Source organism: Micromonospora sp. NPDC049089 (genome assembly GCF_040648775.1).
Classification (GTDB): Bacteria; Actinomycetota; Actinomycetes; order Mycobacteriales; family Micromonosporaceae; genus Micromonospora.
The window spans coordinates 1-19,605 of the sequence record NZ_JBEZEH010000135.1 but is presented as its reverse complement, the minus strand read 5'-3'; the positions used below and the strand labels follow the sequence as shown (position 1 = coordinate 19,605).

Here is a 19,605-nt window from a genome sequence, read left to right as displayed (position 1 = left end):
GGGTTCCGCCCCCGCCGGGTCCGCTGACCGGACGGCGGTCAACTCTGTCCTCCACGAAACCCCCCGGCCCGCGGGGGGCCGCCGAGCGACGGGGGTACGCCCCACCGGGATCGGTGGGACGTACCCCCTGATGACGACCGGACGATCAGGCCTTCGGCGCGAGGCTGAAGTCGATGATCTGCTCGGGGGTGATGTTCTGCTTCAGCGCGCCAGCGCCCTGCAGGATGGCGATGCTCTTGGCGACCCGACCGCTGTCCAGGGTGCCGATCGCGGTGCCGGTGTTGCCGGAACGGACGTACGCGGCCATCAGCTCCAGCTCGGCGGCGGCGGAGACCGGGTTGGTGGCGTCGACGTTCTTCTTCAGGATGTCGGCGGCCTCCTTGGAGTTCGCCAGGCTGTACTCCAGGCCCTTGAGCAGCGCCGCGGTGAACTTCTTCACCATCTCGGGCTTCTCCTTGGCGATCTTCGAGGAGGTGATCAGCACGTTGCCGTAGAGGTCCTGCATCACGTTGCTGTACGGCAGCATGACGGCCTTCTTCTTGGCCACCGCCTCGATGGTCGGCTGACCGACGACGAACTGACCGATGCCGTCGACCGAGCCCGCGGCCAGCGTGCCGATCAGGTTCTGCGCCTCACCGTTGACCCAGGTCACCTTGGTCGCGTCCACACCGGCGAGCCGGGCGTACGTCGGGAACAGGTTGCGGACGACGGAGCCGGGGGTGTCGGCGAGCTTCTTGCCCTCCAGGTCCTTCGGCGAGCTGATGTTCTTGCCCTCGACGGTGGCGATGCCCGCCATGGTGCGCTGCTGGATCGCGGCCACCGCGGTGAAGTCCTTCGCCTGGCCGTTGCCGAGCTGGAGCAGGCCACCGGTGAGGTCGATCGGGCCGAAGTCGGCCTGGCCGCCGACGACGGTCTGGATCACACCACCGGTGCCCTGACCGGCCTTGATCTCGACGTCGAAACCGGCGTCCTTGAAGAAGCCCTTGTCCTTCGCCACCCAGGCGTAGGAGTCACGGCCGAAGTTACCGAACGAGGTGAGGTAGGTCACCTTCGTCAGCGTCGTCCCGTCGCCGCCCTTGGCATCGTCGGCCGAATCCGACCCGCTGCTGCAGGCAGAGACAAGGGCGAGGGCGGTGGCCAGCGCGGCCGTAGCGACCGTACGGGTCAGCCTTCTCATCAGTGCACCATGTCCTTTCCGACCGGGGCCGCAGGCCACCGGAGGGGGTTGTCGTGACGGGCCGGCGGGAGGGGTGGAAGCCGGACGCCGCCGTCGTGGGGGGACTCTTCGCGGGCACAGCGTACGAGAAACCCACAGTTGCGACGCCAGGCGTATCGGGTTGCGGAACGGAAACAACCTGACGACCACCCCAGTCGGTGCGATACCTCGACAGGGCGGCTAGCCTTTGTCGGATTCCTGACCGACCACTCAGCGGAGGTACGCCGGAGATGATCCGACTGACCGGGGTGTCCCGTACCTTCGAGGGCCGATCCGGCCGGGTGGAGGCGCTGCGCGGTATCAACCTCGACGTCGCCGAGGGCGAGTTCGTCGCCGTACTCGGCCGCTCCGGCTGCGGCAAGTCCACACTGCTGCGGCTGATCGCCGGGCTGCTCCCGCTGAGCGCCGGTGAGATCACCGTCGCCGGTACGCCGATCGCCCGCCCCCGCCAGGACATCGCCATGCTGTTCCAGAAGCCGGCGCTGCTGCCCTGGCGCACCGTGCTGGACAACGTCCTGCTGCCTGTGGAGATCTTCGGCTGGAGCCGCGCCAAGCACCGGGAGCGGGCCCGGCAACTGCTCGACGTGGCCGGGTTGGCCGGCTTCGAGAAGCGGCTGCCGCACGAACTCTCCGGCGGAATGCAGCAGCGGGTGTCGCTGTGCCGGTCGTTGATCGGTGAGCCCCGGGTGATGCTGATGGACGAGCCGTTCTCCGCACTGGACGCGCTCACCCGCGAGGAACTCTCCGGCGAACTCCAGCGGGTGCACATGGAGAACAAGCCGACCATCGTCTTCGTCACCCACTCGATCGACGAGGCGGTGCTGCTCGCCGACCGGGTGGTCGTGCTGAGCCCGCGCCCCGGCCGGATCCGCAAGGTCGTCGACGTGAACATCCCCCGGCCCCGCACCCTGGGCCGCAACGCCCACCTGGCCGACGTCGCCCAGGTCAGCGCCGACCTGCACGAACTGCTGATGGAACGCGAACAGCCGGCCACCGCCGGCGCGGAAGGACACTGACGATGCGGGTGTCGGTCTTCACCGAGCCGAACCGTGGCGCCAGCTACGACACCCAGCTCCGGTTCGCCCGGCTGGTCGAGGCCTGCGGCTACGAAGGTTTCCTCCGCGCCGACCACTACCAGTCGATGGGCGCCGACCCGGGTTTGCCCGGCCCCACCGACGCCTGGCTGACCCTCGCCGCGCTGGCCCGGGAAACCGAGCGGATCCGACTCGGCACCCTGGTGACGTCGGCCACGTTCCGCCTGCCCGGCCCCCTCGCGGTGATGGTCGCGCAGGTCGACCAGATGAGCGGTGGCCGGGTCGACCTCGGCATCGGCGCCGGCTGGTACGAGCGCGAGCACACCTCGTACGGCATCCCGTTCCCGGCGGTCGGCGAGCGTTTCGACCGGCTCGCCGAGCAGCTTGAGGTGATCACCGGGCTGTGGAAAACGCCACCCGGCGAGACCTACAGCTTCACCGGCGACCACTACCGGCTGGTGGACGCTCCCGCCCTGCCCAAGCCGGTGCAGGTGCCCGGCCCGCCGATCATCGTGGGCGGGCGCGGCCCCAAGCGCACACCCGAACTGGCTGCCCGGTACGCCGACGAGTTCAACATGCCGTTCAAGTCCGTGGCCGCCACCGCCGAGGCGTACGACCGGGTGCGCGAGACGTGTGAGCGCACCGGACGGACGGAGTCCGGGCGCGCCCCGTTGGTGCTGTCCGCCGGGATCGTCGTCGCCATCGGCCGGACCGACGCGGAGGCCCAGCGTCGGGCCGCCCCTCTGCACGAGAAGAGCGCTCTGCCACCGGAGGACCCGGTGGTCGGCTCCCCCGCGCAGCTCGCGCAGCGGCTCGGCGAGTTCGCCGCGATCGGTACCACCCGGGTCCACCTGCGCCTGATCGACTTTGACGATCTCGACCACCTTGAGCTGATCGCCGCCGAGGTGCTGCCCCAACTGGACGGAGCACGATGACCGACGTGATCGACGGAACCGAACTCGGACCGGTGGGCCAGGAGATCGTGTACGAGAACGACCGGGTCCGGGTCTGGCACATCCGCCTCGAGCCGGGCGAGCGGCAACCGCTGCACCGGCACGACCACCCCTACCTGGTGGTGGCGATCGAGGGCGCCAAGAACGTCGTACAGACCATCGACGGCACCCTGATCGACGCTGACGAGCCCACCGGTGGAGTCGTCTACCGGGACCCGGGCGCGGTGCACATGCTGACCAATGTCGGGGATACGACTTACCTGGCTCGGCTGGTCGAACTCAAGTAGACCCGCCGATGGCCACCGGCGTGCCGCGCGGCGCGCCGTTGGCTATCGGGTGTACCGGGTGCGTAACGTGCCGGACATGGCCTTTCGGACCTGGGGCAGACTGCTGCTCACGGCGCTCGGGGTGAGCGTGCTGGCCGGAGCCGGCCAGCTCGGCGTCGCGTACGGTTTCGGCATCGTCCGCCTGACCGGCGCATTCACCGGTACGACTGTCAACCAGTGGCCGGCCCAGCTGGTCTGGGTGGGCTGGTTCGCCGCCAACGCAGCCGTCGCCGGCGCCGTCCTGACCGGACGCCTCGCTCGCCGTGACGCTCCGGCGGCCAGCACCGGCCGGCAGTTGGCGGTCGGTGGCGCGGCAGCGCTCGGTGCCACAGTCATCGCTCCGCTCTGCATGCAGCCCGCCCGCGCTGCGGAGCTGATCTCCGTTGACCCGGTCTGGGCGGTGGGCATCTGCGCCATGGTCGGTGCGGTGATCGGGGCGGGCGCGGCGATCGCCGTCCTGTTCCGGCCCGAGCTGGGGTGGAACATGGCGGCCGTGGCCGGCACGGTCTGGCTGCTGGCGCTGATCTCCGTCCTACCGTCGCTCGGCACGGCCGGCCCGCTGCCGACCGTTCGGCTCGGCGTACTGGAGCCGAGTTGGCTCGCCGACGCCGCCGCACAGCGGCTGGCGATGCTCCTGCTGCCCATCGTGGCGCTGCTGGCCGGTGCGGCGACCGCCGGGCTGGCTCGCTCGCGGGGTCAGGCTCCACTGGTCAGCGGAGCCACCGGGGTGGCCGGTCCGGTGCTGGTGGCGTTCGCCTACCTGACCGCCGGTCCGGGCGACGCTGTGGACCGCTACCAGACCGCCCCCTACTACGGCTCGTTGATCGCGATCCTCGCCGGAGCGCTCGGCGCGGCCGCCGCCGCGCTGCTGCGCTGGCCGATGGGCACCCGTACCACCGATCCGCAGGCGATCGAGCCCACCGCCATCCTGCGCCCGCTGTCCACCGGCCCGGCGCTGACCAGCGCGTCGAACGACACTGACAGCGCGGCGAACGGCGGAGACAGCGCGCCGAACGACACGGACAGCGCCGGGGGCACCGACACGGAGCTGGCCACCCGCACGAAGCCCGCCGGCGTCGTTGCGGGTCCGTGGGCGGCGGGCGATCCCGATGCCGTACGCACCGTCCCGGCCCACTGGGACTGGCCGGCGACCACAGCGAGCGGACAGCACGGTCCGGCTCCCGCCACTGCTACTCCCGCCGCCACTGCTACTCCCGCCGCCACTGCTACTCCCGCCGCACCGGCTCAGCCCGCGGCCTGGCTGACCGCGCCGACCGGTGAGTTCACCGCCGCTGGGCAGACGCCCCCGCGTCAGGATGATGTCCTGGCCACTACCGAGCCCTCGGCCGGCGCGGACGTCAGCATCGTCACCGACGCCACCGCGACCGGCCCGACGGCCGGACGCGCCGACGCCGCGACCCCGGCGGGCGGCCGGGCTGTCGACGAGCCGACCAGCAGCACAGCGACGGACCCGAGCGGCAGCACAGCGACGGACCCGAGCGGCAGCACGGCGACCAGTGGCAGGCCGACCGGTGGGCGCACCACCCGCAAGTCCGCCGACACGTCGAGCGCCACGGGCGCACCTGGTTCCAGCCCGACCAGCGCGGGCAGCGGCACCGAGGCGACCAGCACGGCATCGCCGGGCACTGAGGCTTCCGGTCCCGACGCCACGGCATCGACGGGCACGGGGCCAACCCCGAGCACCGCTGGCACGCTCGACCACGGCACGCCCGAGGCGCCGCCGACGATCAAGCCGCGACGCAGCCGCAAGTCGAAAGCCAACCCGGACGCCACCGCCTCCGACGTGGCCGACGACACGTCCTCTGCCGGTTCGGCAACACCCAGCGAGACGACCGCCGACGCGACGACCACAAGCGAGACGACCACCGACGCGACGACCACCGGCCGCGCCACGAAGGGCACCCGGCCGGGCAGGTCCGCCGACAGCACCGCCACCGACACTCCGGCGCCCAGCCAGGAAAGCCTGGGTGAGCTGTCGAGTTCGACCTCCGAGGTCGCCTCGGCTGCTGCCTCCGGCACGGCAGCAGCCCGGACCACCGCCACCGGCGCGAAGCGAGCACCTGCCACCTCCGCCACCGGCTCGAAGCGAGCACCGGCCGCGTCGACGACCGCCGAAACCGGCGCGACGCAGGTGCCGGCCAACCCGAAGTCCCCCAGCACGCCGACCGACGCCACACAGACCCCGACCACCGGGACCGGGGCGACACCAGCACCGACCACCACTGCCGGCCAGGTTGGCGCGAAAGCCACACCGCGCGTCCCGAAAGCCGGCACGGACAGCAAGGCAGCAGCGGCCGACGCGACCAGCGATTCCGCGATCGCCGGGGCTCGTGGCACCGACAGCGCGCGGTCCGCCGCCGAGGACGTTCCGGCCGCCGGATTGTTCGCGGCCACCGCCGCCAACGACCCGGACACGGACCGGTGGACGCCCGCGCCGTCGGCCTGGCCGGTCACCTCGACGTGGACGGTGCCACCGCAGGCCCCCGAACCGGGGGCAACGGCATCGGAGGGGTCGAGCAGTCCTGAGGCGCCGACCGGGCCGAGGCCCCGGCATCGGGCACCGTTGCCGGACCTGAGCCGGGCCGGCACCTGGAACGCGTTCGACACCTCTCGGCGCCGCGGGTCCGCGGGATCGCAGGACAGCTCGACGGCACGGACAGCGCCAACCGAAGCCGGCGAGAGCGCTCCGGCCGAACACCCGGGCCGGCCGGAGGGCGCGCCCACCAGTGCCGGCACCGGCACCGGCGATCTGACGCCTACCGACACCACGTCGGCAGAACCGACGCAACCGAAGGTGGCAGAGCAGCCCTCCCGGCGAGGGCGGCTCGGTGGGCTGTTCCGCCGCAACCGCTCCCGCGCCGACGAGGAGAGCCCGAAGACGTCGGATGACGCGGAGCCGCTGGCGTCCCAGGACGAGGAATTCGTCGACTGGGTCGCCGGTCTGAGCAAGCCGGTGTCGGACAACGAGCCCGAGCAGGAGAACAGCCGCCGGTCGTTGCGCTCCACCGGTCGACACCACCGCGACTGACTCCACCACGCAGACGCACCGACCGGTCGTCTGACCGACCCCGCGACATCCCACGCGCCGGGCCGCGCAGGCCGACACCGGCCACGCGGGCCGTCCCTGCGTCGCCTCGCAACACAGGGACGGCCTACGCCCGCAGGGAGGTCAGGCGAGCGGCAGGTAGACCCGGCTCCCGCCGGAGACGAACTCCTCCGACTTGTCCTTCATGCCGCGCGCCGCGTACTCCTTGAGCTCTTGGGTGATCTTCATGGAGCAGAACTTCGGGCCACACATCGAGCAGAAGTGTGCGGTCTTCGCCGGCTCCGCCGGCAGGGTCGCGTCGTGGTACGAGCGCGCGGTCTCCGGATCCAGCGAGAGGTTGAACTGATCCTCCCAGCGGAACTCGAACCGCGCCTTCGACAGGGCGTCGTCCCAGGCCTGCGCGCCCGGGTGCCCCTTGGCCAGGTCCGCCGCGTGTGCCGCGATCTTGTACGCGATCACGCCCGCCTTCACGTCGTCGCGGTCCGGCAGGCCGAGGTGCTCCTTCGGCGTGACGTAGCAGAGCATCGCGGTGCCGAACATGCCGATCATCGCGGCGCCGATCGCCGAGGTGATGTGGTCGTACGCGGGCGCGATGTCGGTGGTCAGCGGGCCGAGCGTGTAGAAGGGCGCCTCGTGGCACCACTCCTGCTGAAGGTCCACGTTCTCCTTGATCTTGTGCATCGGTACGTGACCGGGGCCCTCGATCATCACCTGGACGTCGTACGCCCAGGCGATCTTCGTCAGCTCACCGAGGGTCCGCAGCTCGGCGAACTGCGCCTCGTCGTTGGCGTCGGCGATCGACCCGGGGCGCAGCCCGTCGCCGAGGGAGAACGTCACGTCGTAACGCGCGAGCAGCGCGCACAGCTCCTCGAAGTTGGTGTAGAGGAAGTTCTCCTCGTGGTGCGCCAGGCACCACGCTGCCATGATCGAACCGCCTCGGGACACGATCCCGGTCACCCGGTCCACGGCCAGCGGCACGTACGGCAGGAGCACCCCGGCGTGCACAGTCATGTAGTCCACGCCCTGCTCGGCCTGTTCGATCACGGTCTCCCGGAACACCTCCCAGCTCAACTTCACCGGGTCGCCGCCGACCTTCTCCAACGCCTGGTAGATCGGCACCGTCCCGATCGGCACCGGCGAGTTCCGTACGATCGCCTCCCGGGTCTCGTGGATCCGCTTACCCGTGGACAGGTCCATCACGGTGTCCGCGCCCCAGCGGGTGGCCCAGGTCAGTTTCTCCACCTCCTCCGCGACCGACGAACTGACCGCCGAGGTGCCGATGTTGGCGTTCACCTTGACCAGGAACGCCTTACCGATGATCGCCGGTTCGCACTCCGGGTGGTTGACGTTGAGCGGGAGCACCGCCCGACCGGCGGCGATCTCGGCCCGCACGAGTTCCGGTTCGACGTTCTCCCGGATCGCCACGAACTCCATCTCCGGCGTCACCACACCGGCCCGCGCGTACGCCAACTGGGTGGGCCGGCGATTGCCCACCCCGGCCAGCGGGGTACCCGCACCCCGTACGGGCGCCACGTCACCCCGCTCGGCGATCCACGGGCCCCGCAGTGCGGGCAGCCCCACCTCCGGGTCCGACCCCGGGCCGGACGTGTCGTAGAGCCGCACCGGCGGCAGGTCACCGGTCAGCCCCACCTCCGCGAACGGCACCCGGACATCCGGCCGTGAACCCTCGACGTACACCTTGCCTCGTGCGTGCATGACAGCCTCCCTGGTGATCAGGCGGACCAGCCGAAGTGGTTCAGCGGTCCGCGCCCCGCGCCCAGCTCCCAGCCCCGCGCGCCGGTCAGCGCACGGAGCACGTACTCCTTGGCGGCCCTCACGGCGTCCGGCACCGGGTCGCCGAGACCGAGCCGCACCGCGATCGCCGCCGAGAACGAGCACCCGGTGCCGTGGGTGTGCCGGGTGGCCACCCGGGGTGCGCGCAACACGGTGGTGACGCCGCGGCCGTGCAGCACGTCGACCGCCTCGCCCCCGTCCAGGTCACCGCCGGTGACCACCACGTACTCCGGGCCGCCGGCCACCAGGGCCTCGGCGGCCACGACCATCGCGGCCACGTCGTCCACGGGGCGTCCGGTGATCGCCGCGGCCTCCGCGCAGTTCGGGGTCGCCACGGTGGCGTACGGCAGCAGCCGCTCCACCGCACCCACCACGCCGAGCCGGTGACCGCTCGTGGCGACGAGCACCGGGTCGACGACGAGGTGGGGCAGCCGGTTGTCCCGGGCGGCCTCGGCCACCACGTCGGCGATCGCCGGGGTGCCGAGCATCCCCGTCTTCACGGCGCAGACGGTGAAATCGGTGAGCACGCTGTCCAACTGCTCGGTGACGGTGCGCGGGGGCAGCGGCAGCACCGCGTCGACACCCCGGGTGTTCTGCGCGGTGACCGCCGTGAGGACGCTGGTGCCGTAGGCGCCCAGCGCCGCGAAGACCTTGAGGTCGGCCTGGATGCCGGCGCCGCCGCCGGAGTCCGAGCCGGCGATGGTCAGTAGTGTTGGCGGGGTCATTTGCCCTCTTTGGTTGCGGTTTGGGGCTGCGGCCGACAGTGCCCACTCCGGGCGGTCAGGCTTGATCCCTGCGTGGGCACTGTCGGCCGCAGCCCCGACGTAGGGACCTGGGTGACCCCGCGCCGGGTTTGGGTCAGCTCAGGGGTGACCGCCTCTTGAAAAGCGCTGGTCAGGGTGGCGGCTGTTTCGGTGGGGTTCCCTGCTCGCATGAGTGCGCCCAGGACTGCTACTCCGGTTGCTCCTGAATGGACGCAGGCGGTCACCTGTTCTGGGGTTTCGACTCCGCCGAGGGCAAGCAGGGGCACCGGGCTGGCGCGGACCAGGCTGCCCAGCCCTACAACACCCAGGGGTGGGCCATAGCCCGGCTTTGTCTTCGTCGGCCAGACCGGGGAGATGGTGGCGTAGTGCTCGGTGGTCAGGCGGTCCAGCTCGGCTCGGTTGTGGCAAGAACGGCCGAGCAGGTTGTGGGTTGGCGGCGGGTACGGGCCGGCGGCGGGCAGGTGCACGGCGTCGCCGCCGAGCGGGTCGGGGCCGGCCACGATGAGGGTTCCGCCGACGTCGGCGAGGATCGCGCGCAGGTCGGCGGCGAGGGCGGCGCGTTCGGCGCGGGGCAGGTCCTTCTCCCGCAGCACCACCCAGCGCACTCCCCCGGCCACGGCTCCCGCCACGACCCGGTCGAGCCCTTCCCGCGCGACGCGCCGGTCGGTCAACAGGACAACCCCGGACGGCGGTGTCACAGCTCGGGTCTTCCCTCGTCGGGGGTGGAGGCGAGCGCGTGGAAGCGGCGCTCGATCCGGCCGGCCTGGGCCGCCAGCCGGCCCGCCTCGACGGCGTACCGCATGGCGGTGGCCATCACCACCGGGTCGGCCGCCCGGGTGACAGCGCTCGCCAGCAGCACCCCGTCACAGCCCAGCTCCATGGCCAGCGCCGCGTCGGACGCGGTGCCGATGCCGGCGTCGAGGATCACCGGCACGTCCACACCCTGCCGGATGAGTCGAATGTGGTGCGGGTTGCCGATGCCGAGCCCCGAGCCGATCGGGGAACCGGCCGGCATCACCGCGGCACAGCCCACGTCGGCGAGGCGGCGGGCGAGCACCGGGTCGTCGCTGGTGTACGGCAGCACTGTGAAACCGTCGGCGACCAACTCCTCGGCGGCGCGGAGCAGTTCCACCCCGTCGGGCAGGAGCGTCCGCTCGTCGCCGATCACCTCCAGCTTGACCCAGTCGGTGTCGAACGCGTCCCGGGCCAACCGGGCCACCTTCACGGCCTCGGTCGCGGTGTGGCAGCCGGCGGTGTTCGGCAGCAGGCGTACGCCGCACCGGTCCAGCAGCTCCAGCAGCCCACCCGTGGAGCCCGGTGCCGTGCCCACCCGGCGCAGCGCCACTGTGACCAGCTCGGTGCCGGACGCCCGGATCGCCTGCTCCAGGACGTACAGGTTCGCGGCACCGCCGGTGCCGAGGATCAGCCGTGAGGTGAAGGTCTCCCCACCCAGCTCGAACGGCACGCCGCTCACCCGCCCTGCGCCGCGGTGAGCACCTCGACCCGGTCACCGTCGCGCAGTGCCCGGGCCGGCCAGCCGGTCCGGGGCACCACCTCGCCGTTGACCGCGACCGCCACCCCACGTGGGTGCGCCACGATGTCGCGGACCAGGTCCGCCACTGACGCGCCCGCGGCGACGCTGCGCCCGGCCCCGTTCACTGTCAACTCCACAGGTCCCCCTCCACACTCGGTTCAGGTAGGCCCGACGCGGCCACCGTGGCACCGCCGAAGAAGCGGTCGGCCCGGAAGGGCGCGAGCAGCGGGTCGGGTACGCCGCCGAGCACCAGGTCGGCGATCAGGTCGGCGGTGATCGGGGTGAGCACGATGCCGTGCCGGTGGTGCCCGGTGGCGACCAGGACGTCCGGTCGGTCGGGCAGCGGCCCGAGGATCGGCGCGTTGTCCGGGGTGCCCGGGCGCAGCCCGGCGACCGCCTCGACCAGGTCGTACTCGGCCAGCTCGGGCAGCAGGTCGACCCCGGCGCGCAGCAGCCGTTGCACAGCACCGGCGGTGACAGTGGTGTCCGAGCGCTCCTCGACCGTCGCGCCGAGCACCACCTCACCGTCGGCGCGGGGCACCAGGTAGACGTGCTCGCCGTCGGCGTACCCCCGGATCACGTGCCGGAAGCCCGGCGCGACGCCGTCGGGCGCGCGGAGCCGGAGGATCTGACCTTTCACCGGCCGCACGGGCAGGCCGGTGAGCGCTGTGGCCCCGCAGCCGGCGGCGACAACGGTGACCGATGCGTCCACATCGGACAGCGCCTGGACCTGCTGCGGCACGAGCACCGCGCCGGCCCGCTGCGCGGCCGTGCGCAGCGCCGGCACCAGCAGCCGGGGGTCGACCTGATGGTCGGTGGGCGCGAGCGCGCCGCCGCGCACCCGTGGGGCGAGCGCCGGTTCGCTGTCGCGCAGCTCGCTGGGGCGCAGCGGCGTCACGGGCAGGCCCAACCCCTGCTGGTACGCCCACAGCCGGCGCGCCTCGGCGAGGTCGTCGCCGGTGAGCCCGACCATCAGGGTGCCCTCGGTCCGGTAGCCGATCTCGATCCCGGTCGCCTCGGTCAACTCGGCGGCGAACGCTGGCCAGCGGGCAGCGGATGCCAAAAGCAACCCGGTCAGCTGCCGCTCACCGAAGTACGCCTCGGCGACCGGAGAGAGCATGCCGGCGGCCACCGCCGACGCCCCCGAGCCGGGTGCCGGATCGTGCACCACCACCCGCAGCCCGCGAGCGGCGCAACGCCAGGCGATGGCCAGCCCGATCGGCCCCGCCCCCACCACTGCCACGTCCGGCCGGACCCGGTCGCTCGACAGCGGTGACGGGGACCGGCCGGTCAGCACGTCAGAGCCTCGATCAGCTCGGCGGTTGCCCGTGCCGGATCGGCGGCGGAGGAGACGGCGCCGACCACCGCCACCCCGTACGCCCCGGCGGCCCGCAGCGCCGGCACCCGGGCCGCGGTCACTCCGCCGATCGCGATGACCGGAACGTCGACGGCGTCGACGACGGCGCGTACTCCGGCGGGCCCGATGGGGTCCGGCAGGCCGGTCTTGGTGCTGGTGGTGTGACACGGACCGACGCCCAGGTAACTGGCGCCCGCCGCGACGGCCTCGGCCGCCGGGCCCGGCGCGCGAGCGGTGGCGCCCAGCACACCGGTGGGGCCGAGCACCCGGCGGGCGGCGGCGACCGGCAGGTCGTCGGCGCCGACGTGCCCACCTGCCGCGCCGAGCGCCAGCGCCACGTGCAACCGGTCGTTGACCAGGCAGGTCGCCCGGTACGGCGCGCAGAGCGCCAACACCCGCCCGGTCAGGTCGTACGCCTCGCGGTCGGTGGCGGAATCCTCGACCCGGACCTGCACCACCAGGTCGGCGCGGGCCACGGTGAGGGCGGCGCGGACCACGGCGAGTGGGTCGCGACCGGGTCGGGTGTCGGTGATGAGATGCAATCGCCCCAGGGACGGCACGGCAACGCTCCTCCCTGCGCCGGCATTATCCGGATCAGGTTCGACGGTCGGGGGCTGTCAGCCCCCCTCTCAGCCCGGTACACCGGGCTCCCGTGGGTTACTTGCGTGTCACCGTACGACAGATCCGCCGGCCTGCCAAGGCGCGGGGTGGGCGGTGGCCGGCCGGGCCGGCGCGTCAAAACGAGCTAGATCCAATGGGGCACTTCATACGGTCCTGTTCGGAATGTCGCCCCCCGTTGCAGAACCGTTACCCGTCCGCATCTTGCCCGACATCGAGCCAGCCGAATTAATTTGTTCAGCGATTCGACAAAATGTCGGTGGGGGCACCTTGGCACGGTGTGACCACCGGCTCCATCAGGGACGGCCTTCGGCGAGCCGACTCCCGCGAGCTCTGTCACTACGACACAGGAGGCGGCGTGTCCCGTTCTCGTCGTGCCCGCGTACCAATCACCGCAACCCTGATCTCCCTGGCCATGGCCTCGACCACCCTGTTCGGCGCACCCGCGCAGGCGGCCGCCCAGGTTCCCCCTCGGGATGCGAAAGCCGCAGCCCCGGTCAGCCAGGTGGCGCCGAAGGCGCCAAAGGCAGCGGCCGATCCCTTCTCCGTCCTGATCTTCTCCAAGACCGCCGGCTTCCGGCACGACTCGATCCCCACCGGCATCGCCGCCATCCAGCAGCTCGGCGCCGCCAACGGATTCACAGTGGACAACTCCGAGGACGGCGCAGCATTCAACGACGCCAACCTGGCGAAGTACAAGGCGGTGATCTGGCTCTCCACCACCGGTGACGTGCTCAACGCCGACCAGCAGGCGGCGTTCGAGCGCTACGTGAAGGCCGGCGGCGGCTACGTCGGCATCCACGCCGCGTCGGACACCGAGTACAGCTGGGCCTGGTACGGCGACCTGGTCGGCGCGTACTTCGCCAACCACCCGCAGAACCAGACGGCCACCGTCAAGGTGGAGGACCACGCCCACCCGTCCACGGCCGGGTTGCCGGACCGGTGGTCCCGGTTCGACGAGTGGTACAACTACCAGAGCAACCCCCGGCCGGACGTGCACGTGCTGGCCAGCCTGGACGAGAAGAGCTACACCCCCGGCGCCGGCGCGATGGGTGCGGACCACCCGGTCGCCTGGTGTCAGGACTACGACGGTGGCCGCTCCTGGTACACCGGTTTGGGCCACACCCGGGAGTCGTACGCCGAGCCCGAGTTCCTGTCCCACCTGCTCGGCGGCATCCGCACCGCGGCCGGCGTCGAGAACGCCGACTGTGGCGCCTCGAAGACCTCGAACTTCGAGAAGGTCACGCTGGACAGCAACACCAGCAACCCGATGGAGCTGGACATCGCCCCCGACGGGCGGGTCTTCTACATCGAGCGTGACGGTCGCGTGCAGATCGTGAAGCCGGACACCGGCAACACCGTCACCGCCGTCGACCTGGACGTCTTCACCGGCAACGAGGACGGCCTCATCGGCATCCGGCTCGACCCGGACTTCGCCACGAACAACTGGGTGTACCTGTACTACGCCCCGAACGACGGGGTCACCCGCAACCTGCTGTCCCGCTTCACGGTCACCGGCGACACCATCAGCCTGGCCAGCGAGAAGCAGGTGCTCCGGGTCGACACCCAGCGCAACACCTGCTGCCACGCCGGCGGCAGCATGACGTTCGACGGCGACGGCAACCTCTACCTGGCCACCGGTGACAACACCAACCCGTTCGAGTCGAACTCGTACTCGCCGCTCGACGAGCGGGCGGGCCGCCAGGACTACGACGCGCAGCGCACCTCCGCGAACACCAACGACCTGCGCGGCAAGGTGATCCGGATCCACCCGGAGGACGACGGCACCTACACGGTTCCGGCCGGCAACCTCTTCGCGGCTGGCACCGAGAAGACCCGTCCCGAGATCTACGCGATGGGCTTCCGCAACCCGTTCCGGATCGGCACCGACCCGAAGACCAACACGCTGTACGTCGGCGACTACGGGCCGGACGCCAACACCGACAACCCGAACCGTGGCCCCCGCGGTCTGGTCGAGTGGAACATCGTCACCCCGGGCAACTACGGCTGGCCGTACTGCACGGGCACGAACGAGGCGTACAACGACTACACGTTCCCGTCCGGTCCGAGTGGCCCGAAGTTCGACTGTGCCGCACCGGTCAACAACTCGCCGAACAACACCGGCCTGACCAACCTCCCGCCGGTGGTCCCGGCGACCGTCGACTACGGGTACGCCGGTGACGCGCGTTACCCGGAGATCGGCGGCGGCGGCGCCCCGATGGGTGGCCCGGTCTACCGTTACGACGCCGACCTGAACTCGAACCGCAAGTGGCCGGCGTACTACGACGGCAAGGCTCTGCTCGGTGAGTGGAACCAGAACAAGATGTACACCATGCAGGTGACCCCCGACGGCAAGTCGTTGGTGGACATCAACCAGCTGCTCACCGGCATGAGCATGATCCGGCCGATGGACTTCGAGTTCGGCCCGGACGGCGCGCTGTACCTGATCGAGTGGGGCAGCGGCTTCGGTGGCAACAACGACAACTCCGGCGTCTACCGGATCGACTACACCGCCGGTGACCGTGCGCCCATCGCGGCGGCGTCCGCCAACCCGACCTCGGGTCCGGCGCCGTTGGCCGTCACGTTCTCCAGCGCCGGCTCCCGGGACCCGGACGGTGGCACGCTCACCTACGCCTGGACGTTCGGCGACGGGCAGACCTCGACCGAGGCCAACCCGACCCACACGTACGCCACGGCGGGCAACTACACCGCCCAGCTCACCGTCACCAACCCCAAGGGTCGGACCGCGGTAGCGAACGTGCCGGTGACGGTCGGCAACACCGCGCCGACGGTCACCATCGAGTTCCCGCCGGACGGCGGGTTCTTCAACTGGGGTGACCAGGTCCGGTACACCATCAAGGTGACCGACCCCGAGGACGGGGAGATCGACTGCGCCCGGGTCGGGCTGCAGGTGCTGCTCGGTCACGACGAGCACGCCCACCCGCTGGAGCAGCACACCGGCTGCACCGGCACCGTCCAGACGTCGCTCGCCTCCGGGCACGGCGCCGAGGCGAACGTCTTCGCGGTCTTCGAGGCCACCTACACCGACGAGGGTGGTGCCGGTGGCTCCGGTGCCCTGACCGGCCGGCAGATCGAGGTCCTCCAGCCGAAGCAGAAGCAGGCCGAGTACTTCACCGCCACCGGGCGCGCCCCGGTGAGCACCGGTGGTGGAGACCCCGGCGTGCAGCGCGAGGCCGGCGCCGACACCGCCGGTGGCGGCCAGAGCATCGCCTTCATCGAGGACGGTGACTGGTGGTCGGTCGCCCCGGCGAACCTGACCAACATCACCGAGATCCGGTTCCGCGCCGCCTCCGCCGCCGCTGGCGGTCGGATCGAGGTGCGCGCCGGTGCTGTCGACGGACCGGTGGTCGCCACGGCCGTCGTACCGTCGACCGGGGCGTGGCAGACGTACACGGACGTGAGCGCGCCGGTCACCGGTGCCGCGAGCGGCTCGCTGTACTTCCTGGCGCGCGATCCGAACGGCGGAAGTGGTTCGCTGTTCAACGTCAACTGGATGGACTTCGTCGGCCGCGGTGTCACCGAGAACGGGCCGCCGGTGGTCAGCGCCACCGCCACCCCGGGCACCGGCACCGCACCGGTCACCGTCGCCTTCGACGGCACGGCCACCGACGCCGAGGGCGACACCCCGCTGACGTACGCCTGGGACTTCGGTGACGGAGGCACGGCGACCACCCTGGACGCCAGCCACACCTACACCACCGCGGGCACCTTCACGGCCACCCTCACGGTGACCGACAGCAAGGGCGCCAAGTCGTACGCCACGGTGCCGGTGCGGGTCGACGCTCCGGACACGTCCTGCTTCGGGGCGCGTTCGGACGACTTCAACGGCAACAGCCTCGACAAGGCCCGCTGGACCAGCGTGATCCGGGAGAACCAGCTCTACTCGCTCAGTGGCGGCGCGCTCCGGCTGCCCACTGGCGTTGGTGACCTCTACGGCGCTCGCAACGACGCCACGAACCTGGTGCTCCAGGCGGCCCCGACCGGCGCGTGGGAGATGACCACCAAGGTCACCCTGCCGGTGACGGCCAACTACCAGCAGGCAGGTCTGCTGGTGTACGGCGACGACGACAACTACGCCAAGGTGGACCTGCTGTACAACGGCAGCCGTCGGGTGGAGTTCATCCGGGAGACGGCGGCGACTCCTCGCAACGAGGCCGCCGACGCCACCAACGCACCTGCCGGTGACACCGTGTACCTGCGGATCACCAGCGACGGGACGAACCTGACCGCGTCCGCCTCGGGCGACGGTCAGACGTTCACCCCGGTGGGCCGTTCGGCCGCGCTCGCCGGCATCACCAACCCGCGGATCGGGGTCTTCGCGCTCAACGGTGGCACTGAGGCACCTGTTGTCGACGCGGCCTTCGACTCGTTCCAGGTGACGCCGGACGCCCCGGCCGGGCCGGTCGACCCGTCGGACGAGTTCACCGGCAGCACGCTCGACAAGTGCCGGTGGGACGCGATCCTTCGGGAGGACCCGAACGGTTACCGGGTCACCGATGGCTCGTTGCGCATCGACGTGCCCAACGGTGACATCTACGGCACCGACAACACCGGGCCGAAGAACTTCATCCTCCAGACCGCGCCGTCAGGCGACTGGACCCTGGAGACGAAGGTCGACGGCAGTCTGCTGAACGAGCAGTACCAGCAGGCCGGTCTGCTCGTGCAGGCGGACGACGACAACTACCTGAAGCTCGACTTCATCGCGGACAACCAGGCCGGCCAGGCGGTGACGCGGCGGATCGAGTTCCGCAGCGAGATCGCCGGGGCGGTCCAGAACCCGCAGCCCGAGGCGGGCAACCTGACCTCGGCGGTGTGGCACCTGCGGCTGGCCCGCACGGGCGACACGTTCACCGCGTCGTACTCGGCCGACGGCACGACCTGGACCGCGTTGGAGGCGCTGACCAACAGCGCGGTCGGGGCAACCCCGAAGGTCGGGCTGTTCACCCTCGGCGCCAACCAGACGGCGTCGAAGACCGCCTCGTTCGACTACTTCCGGCTCAGCACGGAGGTGGCCGACGAGACGGCACCGGTGACCACTGCGGCGGTTTCCGGCACCCCGACCGACGGGTGGTACACCGGGCCGGTGACGATCACGCTCACCGGTGCCGACGAGGCCGGCGGTAGCGGGCTCGGCAGCACGGAGTACCAGCTGGACGGGTCCACCACCTGGACGGCGTACACCGCTCCGGTGGCGGTCAGCGGGGACGGCGAGCACGAGCTCCGGTTCCGCTCGACGGACAAGGCCGGCAACGTGGAGGCGACCAAGACCGTCTCGGTCAAGATCGACGCCACCGCGCCGGTGACCTCGGCGACGTTCGCTCCGGCGAACGACGCCGGTTGGCACAACGGGACCATCCCGGTCGTGCTGGCCGCCACCGACGCCGGTTCCGGTGTCAAGACGGTGGAGTGGTCGCTCGACGGTGGCGCGTGGGCGCCGTACTCGACGCCGATCGAGGTGACCGGCGACGGGCAGCACGAGCTGCTGTTCCGCTCGGCGGACAAGGCGGGCAACGTCGAGACGCTGAAGTCGGCGGTGCTGCGCATCGACGGCACCAAGCCGACGCTGCTGGTGTCCGGGCTGGCCGACGGCCAGCTCTACGGCGACAGCCAGGACGTCCGGGTGGCCTGGCAGGCCGTTGACCCGAGCTCGGGCATCGCGAGCGTGGTCGGTCAGCTCGACGGCCAGGCGTACACCAGTGGCACCCTGCAGGCCATGTACGACCTGTCGCTCGGCCTGCACGAGCTGACCGTGACCGCGACCGACAAGGCGGGCAACAAGACCACCTCGACGGTCCGGTTCTTCGTCACCACCTCGTTCCGGGACATGCAGAGTCTGCTGGACCGGTTCAAGGCGACGGGGCGGCTCTCGACCAAGGCGCACAAGCAGCTGTCGAACAAGCTCGACGCTGTCCGTGCGTCCGAGGCGGCCGGCGACGACAAGGCGGCTGTCCGGCAGCTGACCGCGTTCCGGACGCTCGCCTCCGACACCGCGCTGGTGGGCGAGGCGGAGGTCCGGGACGTCCTGATCCGGGACGCCGACGCCATGATCGTTCGGCTCGGCGGCGCGGCCAGCAAGGCCGGGGTCAAGGCGAACGACGGTGACTCGGTCAAGGGCACCGGACGGCTTGGTGGCGACGCCACCCGGCTGGCACCCGGTCGCCAGCTCTGATCCGACGAGGCCCCTCCTCGGCGCTGGGCGTCGGGGAGGGGCCTCCCTCATCGGTAGGAAGGGAGATGTCCGTGACCGGTATCCGCAAGGCGTTGGCCGCCGTGTTCGTCGGGCTGGCCCTGACCCTGTCCGCCGCCGCCCCGGCGGCGCAGGCCGCGCAGGCCGCTCAGGCGGCGCAGGCGGCGCAGGCCGCTCAGGCGGCGCAGGCGGCGCAGGCCGACAAGCTCAAACTCACCGTGGCCGGCGACGGGGCTCAGGGCGTCACCATCCAGGCCACCTACGCCGATGGCCGCCGGCTGGAACAGGTGGTGCGGCTGGTCCTCACCGCCACCGGTCCGGACGGGCAGCGGGTCGGGCCGGTGCAGCTGGAACCGCAGCCCGAGGGGCAGGGTTTCTACAGCAGCGGCCCGGTGCTCTCCACCGGCACGTGGAAAGTGTCGGTGAACTCCCCCGCTCCCCTGGCGGGCAAGGCCACCGCCACGGTGCAGGCGAAGGCGGCACAGTCGCCGCCGGCACCCGCGCCGGTCGCGGTGACCACGCCGACGGATGACGCCGGCAGCGCCGCCTGGTGGCCGCTCGCGGCGGCCGGTCTCGTGCTCGTCGCCGTCGCGATGGGGGTGGCCATGCTGTTCGGCCGCCGACGCACCACCTGACCAAAGCAGTGCATGACAGGGCCGGGCCGCAACGAGCGGCCCGGCCCTGTGTCGTCTCGGCTTCCGTGAAGTCGGGGCTTCCGTGGAGTCGGGGGGTGC

The 19,605-nt window shown here is 71.5% G+C and carries 14 protein-coding genes and 1 riboswitch; of the genes, 6 read left to right on the top strand and 8 right to left on the bottom strand.

All coding sequences use genetic code 11. The features are described 5' to 3' along the window. Positions 1-145: 145 nt before the first annotated feature. Positions 146-1,177 (bottom strand): ABC transporter substrate-binding protein, encoded by a 1,032-nt coding sequence (locus tag AB0B48_RS22005; RefSeq protein WP_357204331.1) that lies wholly within the window; start codon positions 1,175-1,177, stop codon positions 146-148. A 269-nt stretch (positions 1,178-1,446) separates the two neighbouring features. Here AB0B48_RS22005 and AB0B48_RS22000 point away from each other — a divergent pair, with 269 nt between their 5' ends. The 4 genes from AB0B48_RS22000 to AB0B48_RS21985 all read left to right on the top strand — a co-directional run bounded on the left by AB0B48_RS22000 (position 1,447) and on the right by AB0B48_RS21985 (position 6,578). Beyond that, positions 1,447-2,232, top strand: a complete 786-nt coding sequence (locus AB0B48_RS22000; protein WP_357204329.1) for an ABC transporter ATP-binding protein — start codon at positions 1,447-1,449, stop codon at positions 2,230-2,232. A gap of 2 nt (positions 2,233-2,234) precedes the next feature. Beyond that, complete coding sequence (locus AB0B48_RS21995; RefSeq protein ID WP_357204327.1) at positions 2,235-3,185, top strand: LLM class F420-dependent oxidoreductase; 951 nt, start codon at positions 2,235-2,237, stop codon at positions 3,183-3,185. Continuing rightward, positions 3,182-3,490 carry a cupin gene (locus AB0B48_RS21990; RefSeq protein WP_328652122.1) on the top strand — a complete coding sequence of 103 codons (309 nt, stop codon included), beginning with the start codon at positions 3,182-3,184 and terminating at the stop codon, positions 3,488-3,490. The genes AB0B48_RS21995 and AB0B48_RS21990 overlap by 4 nt, the downstream gene beginning before the upstream one ends. A gap of 76 nt (positions 3,491-3,566) precedes the next feature. Beyond that, complete coding sequence (locus AB0B48_RS21985) at positions 3,567-6,578, top strand: hypothetical protein (protein WP_357204325.1); 3,012 nt, start codon at positions 3,567-3,569, stop codon at positions 6,576-6,578. A 141-nt stretch (positions 6,579-6,719) separates the two neighbouring features. On the opposite strand, the gene thiC is transcribed toward AB0B48_RS21985, so the two are convergent. The 7 genes from thiC to thiE all read right to left on the bottom strand — a co-directional run bounded on the left by thiC (position 6,720) and on the right by thiE (position 12,605). Then, entirely contained in the window at positions 6,720-8,312 is a 1,593-nt protein-coding gene (gene thiC, locus AB0B48_RS21980; protein ID WP_357204323.1) for a phosphomethylpyrimidine synthase ThiC, read from the bottom strand. Between the two features lie 17 nt (positions 8,313-8,329). Further along, on the bottom strand, positions 8,330-9,115 hold the full coding sequence (gene thiD / locus AB0B48_RS21975; protein WP_357204321.1) for a bifunctional hydroxymethylpyrimidine kinase/phosphomethylpyrimidine kinase: 786 nt from the start codon (positions 9,113-9,115) through the stop codon (positions 8,330-8,332). Next, entirely contained in the window at positions 9,112-9,852 is a 741-nt protein-coding gene (locus tag AB0B48_RS21970; protein ID WP_357204319.1) for a thiamine phosphate synthase, read from the bottom strand. Before AB0B48_RS21970 ends, thiD begins: the two co-directional genes overlap by 4 nt. Continuing rightward, positions 9,849-10,628, bottom strand: a complete 780-nt coding sequence (locus tag AB0B48_RS21965) for a thiazole synthase (RefSeq protein ID WP_357204317.1) — start codon at positions 10,626-10,628, stop codon at positions 9,849-9,851. The genes AB0B48_RS21970 and AB0B48_RS21965 overlap by 4 nt, the downstream gene beginning before the upstream one ends. After that, on the bottom strand, positions 10,625-10,825 hold the full coding sequence (thiS, locus tag AB0B48_RS21960; RefSeq protein WP_238667543.1) for a sulfur carrier protein ThiS: 201 nt from the start codon (positions 10,823-10,825) through the stop codon (positions 10,625-10,627). Before thiS ends, AB0B48_RS21965 begins: the two co-directional genes overlap by 4 nt. Next, on the bottom strand, positions 10,816-11,982 hold the full coding sequence (thiO, locus tag AB0B48_RS21955) for a glycine oxidase ThiO (RefSeq protein WP_357204333.1): 1,167 nt from the start codon (positions 11,980-11,982) through the stop codon (positions 10,816-10,818). Before thiO ends, thiS begins: the two co-directional genes overlap by 10 nt. Next, the gene (gene thiE / locus AB0B48_RS21950) at positions 11,979-12,605 is read right to left on the bottom strand and encodes a thiamine phosphate synthase (protein WP_357204314.1); all 627 of its coding nucleotides are present in this window, start codon (positions 12,603-12,605) and stop codon (positions 11,979-11,981) included. Before thiE ends, thiO begins: the two co-directional genes overlap by 4 nt. Continuing rightward, a riboswitch (TPP riboswitch) is annotated at positions 12,600-12,709 on the bottom strand. (Overlaps the previous gene by 6 nt.) A gap of 312 nt (positions 12,710-13,021) precedes the next feature. Between thiE and AB0B48_RS21945 the strand changes: the two genes are divergently transcribed. Both AB0B48_RS21945 and AB0B48_RS21940 read left to right on the top strand, forming a co-directional pair. After that, positions 13,022-18,853, top strand: a complete 5,832-nt coding sequence (locus AB0B48_RS21945; protein WP_357204312.1) for a ThuA domain-containing protein — start codon at positions 13,022-13,024, stop codon at positions 18,851-18,853. Positions 18,854-18,918: 65 nt separating this feature from the next. Then, positions 18,919-19,506, top strand: a complete 588-nt coding sequence (locus AB0B48_RS21940; protein WP_357204310.1) for a hypothetical protein — start codon at positions 18,919-18,921, stop codon at positions 19,504-19,506. The last annotated feature ends 99 nt before the right edge of the window (positions 19,507-19,605 follow it).

Coding starts and splice junctions, on each gene's coding strand:
- AB0B48_RS22005 (WP_357204331.1), bottom strand. CDS start 1,177: ATGAGAAGGCTGACCCGTACGGTCGCTACGGCCGCGCTGGCCACCGCC.
- AB0B48_RS22000 (WP_357204329.1), top strand. CDS start 1,447: ATGATCCGACTGACCGGGGTGTCCCGTACCTTCGAGGGCCGATCCGGC.
- AB0B48_RS21995 (WP_357204327.1), top strand. CDS start 2,235: ATGCGGGTGTCGGTCTTCACCGAGCCGAACCGTGGCGCCAGCTACGAC.
- AB0B48_RS21990 (WP_328652122.1), top strand. CDS start 3,182: ATGACCGACGTGATCGACGGAACCGAACTCGGACCGGTGGGCCAGGAG.
- AB0B48_RS21985 (WP_357204325.1), top strand. CDS start 3,567: ATGGCCTTTCGGACCTGGGGCAGACTGCTGCTCACGGCGCTCGGGGTG.
- thiC (WP_357204323.1), bottom strand. CDS start 8,312: ATGCACGCACGAGGCAAGGTGTACGTCGAGGGTTCACGGCCGGATGTC.
- thiD (WP_357204321.1), bottom strand. CDS start 9,115: ATGACCCCGCCAACACTACTGACCATCGCCGGCTCGGACTCCGGCGGC.
- AB0B48_RS21940 (WP_357204310.1), top strand. CDS start 18,919: ATGTCCGTGACCGGTATCCGCAAGGCGTTGGCCGCCGTGTTCGTCGGG.